Below are 2067 nucleotides of genomic sequence, written 5' to 3'. Positions count from 1 at the left end.
TACTGTGCTAACTATTTTATTAATAGGGTGCAGGTAATCATGTTTAAAGTGGTACTTGGGCAATAAAAGCATTTATATATGGCTTAATGAAAAAACCCTCCAAGTAGGAGGGTTTTATATTACTCAGTAATAGCTATTACTACTTATCTTGTGCGCGCTTAGCTTTAAAGTCAGACTCGCTAGTCCACTTTGGCCAATCGCCATTGTTTGCAAGTTGAGCGGCTATATCAACAATAAGATCTATATCTTGCTTAACTCCCCCTAGCGACCAATCAGCAGAGTAGTCGTCTGCTTCTTTATGGTACTTATGCGCTATGTATTCAGGGTCGGTATCGCCCAGGCTCATAAATAATAGACTAGGCACACCTTGCTTAGAAAGTGAGAAATGATCAGATCTAAAAAATAAGCCATTTTGCGGGCGAGGATCCATTTTAACAACACGGCCTTGTGATTTTGCAGCCTTTGCTAAATAGTTTTCCATTGTCGATAAATCTTTACCGTATTGTAAAATGTAGTCAGTGCCATCAAGCACGTTCATGCCATCAATATTTAATAGACCGACCATTTTTTTTGTAGGTACAACCGCACCCGATGCAAATTCTTCAGAACCAATTAACCCCGTTTCTTCTGCTGTAAAGTTAGCAAAAATAATTGAGCGTTTAAATGGTTTTTGCTTATTCATTTTGTTCATGATGCGTGCTATTTCAAGCGTGGCTGCAGTGCCTGAAGCGTTATCTACTGCGCCGTTATAAATCTTAGGGCCAGTATCCGTTTGTTTAGTACCAAAGTGGTCCCAGTGAGCGCTAATAACAACGTATTCGTCAGGTGATTCGCTACCTGTAATTTGTGCAACTACGTTATGCGATTTTGCATGAGATACTTCGTTTTTAAAGGCAAGGTTTGCTTTTAAGTTAAGTGGCGTCGCTTTAAAGTCATCATTTAATGCTGCTTGTTTTAAATCTTGATAGTTAAGCTTTGCGGCGTTAAACATTTTCTCAGTCGCATCAAGTGTTAGCCAGCCCATAACCGGTAATTTAGACGCGTTTAAATTGTTATCCGTTAACGTGTATTTAGTGCCGGTGTTTGAACTTTCAACTACGCCCCAAGGGTATGCCGCAGGTGCTGTTTCATGAACAATAAATACAGCCTTTGCACCTTGGCGAGCGGCTTCTTCATATTTATAAGTCCAGCGACCGTAGTAGGTCATTGCATTACCAGTAAAAAGGGCATTGTTTTGAGTAGCAAAGCCTGGATCGTTAACTAGCACAACCACTGTTTTATCTGTTACATCAATATTTTTATAGTCATTCCAGCTATATTCTGGCGCATTAATGCCATAGCCAACAAATACAACGTCAGAGCTTCTTACATCAATTAATGGCTGAAGTTGCTCGGTACGTGCGGTAAAGTCTTTGCCTGATTCAAAGCTCAAATCACCTACCTTTAACTGCATGTCCTGATTAGCTGTCACCATTGCCATTTTTACAGGCTGTAAGTATTTACCTTTATAAGCACCGGTTAAACCCAGCGCTTTATATTGCTCGCTTAAGTAGCCTACTGTTTTTACTTCGCCATGAGTAAGCGGGCCTCGGCCTTGAAAGTCATCAGAGGCTAGCGTTTTAATATGCTGTTTAATATTGCTAAGGCTTACACCGGCTGTATTTTCTAATGGGGTTTGTTGGCTTGCAGGCTCTGAGCAGCCAAAGAGTGCAACTAGCAGGCTTAGGCTAGCGCTTTTTAAAAGAGTAGATGCCATAGTCTTCATATTGTTATTTAATTAGGCTTTCAATATAAAGGAAGCACCGCAGCGATGTCGAATTTTTATAGAGAACTTTTCATTCAATTGCAGATTGATTTTATAATGTGTATAAATAACGAACAACCTAAAGGAGCACATAATGAGCCAATGTAAAAAAAGTGGGTATTTATTTATAGCTAGTGGCATTGCATTTTTTGCTGCTGCAATATTAGCTGAGCAGGAGACATTTTTTGTGCTGTCTGCTTCTTTTATAATATTGGGCACTATAAGTATAAAAAAAGCGGCTTAATAACCGCTTAGTTTTTTTA

Annotated in this window: 2 protein-coding genes; one reads left to right on the top strand and one right to left on the bottom strand. The window is 39.4% G+C overall.

Annotation, left to right across the window (positions count from 1 at the left end; all coding sequences use genetic code 11):
* Positions 1-139: 139 nt before the first annotated feature.
* Positions 140-1756 carry a M28 family metallopeptidase gene (locus GQR46_RS19075; RefSeq protein ID WP_165742105.1) on the bottom strand — a complete coding sequence of 539 codons (1617 nt, stop codon included), beginning with the start codon at positions 1754-1756 and terminating at the stop codon, positions 140-142.
* Between the two features lie 142 nt (positions 1757-1898).
* Between GQR46_RS19075 and GQR46_RS19070 the strand changes: the two genes are divergently transcribed.
* Complete coding sequence (locus GQR46_RS19070) at positions 1899-2048, top strand: hypothetical protein (protein WP_007585545.1); 150 nt, start codon at positions 1899-1901, stop codon at positions 2046-2048.
* The last annotated feature ends 19 nt before the right edge of the window (positions 2049-2067 follow it).

This window comes from Pseudoalteromonas sp. Z1A6 (assembly GCF_011378745.1).
Lineage (GTDB): Bacteria > Pseudomonadota > Gammaproteobacteria > Enterobacterales > Alteromonadaceae > Pseudoalteromonas > Pseudoalteromonas arctica.
Note: the sequence above shows the minus strand (reverse complement) of the source record. Positions and strands in the feature narration are given on the sequence as shown.

Excerpts from the sequence above, each read along its gene's own strand:
- GQR46_RS19075 (WP_165742105.1), bottom strand. The coding sequence starts at position 1,756 with ATGGCATCTACTCTTTTAAAAAGCGCTAGCCTAAGCCTGCTAGTTGCA.
- GQR46_RS19070 (WP_007585545.1), top strand. The coding sequence starts at position 1,899 with ATGAGCCAATGTAAAAAAAGTGGGTATTTATTTATAGCTAGTGGCATT.